The sequence below is a fragment of the Haloarcula sp. Atlit-120R genome (assembly GCF_003665885.1).
Lineage (GTDB): Archaea > Halobacteriota > Halobacteria > Halobacteriales > Haloarculaceae > Haloarcula > Haloarcula taiwanensis.
This window is the reverse complement of the sequence record NZ_QPLN01000063.1, coordinates 1-501: the sequence shown is the minus strand read 5'-3', so window position 1 is coordinate 501 and position 501 is coordinate 1. Positions and strand designations below refer to the sequence as shown.

Annotated in this window: 1 pseudogene; it reads left to right on the top strand. The window is 55.5% G+C overall.

The window, feature by feature from the left end:
* Positions 1-401: 401 nt before the first annotated feature.
* Positions 402-501: pseudogene (locus DVK01_RS23065) on the top strand (RNA-guided endonuclease TnpB family protein); the annotation flags it as partial.

Sequence of the window (501 nt, the reverse complement as noted above, 5' to 3'; positions counted from 1 at the left end):
CATCGAGTGCGGTGACCGTGTGCCCGCCGGATGAAAAGAGACCCTCGTCGTCGTTGTACCGCTGCGTGACGTTGGTACAGATGACCGACTGCGTGGCAGATCTTGACGACACCTGTGCGGAGGACTCACTCATTTGGCTGATTAAAACTCCGGAGTGAATAAATAAAACTTTGCGGCTTCCTACAGATGGAATTCCGTGACAGACCGTCGCGTGTGGTCAAACTACGTTGGATTTTTCAACGGCTACAGCCACAAGACCGCCTCCAAACTCTCAGTCAATTGCTCCGACCACCGTACCGACAATGGTGGTGAGAAACCCAACCGTAGCGTCATCGGTGGAGGTGTGCGCTACTAGCTCCTTCGCCCCGGCGTAAAGACGGGGGTATGCGCTCGTAGCTTTATCAACGCCTGTGGAGACTGCGCTCGCTGTGGATACCTCGGTATCTGCAAAGCGCGTCGTTGAAACAGGAAGCCCCACTGTTAAACGCGAGCCGTCAGGCG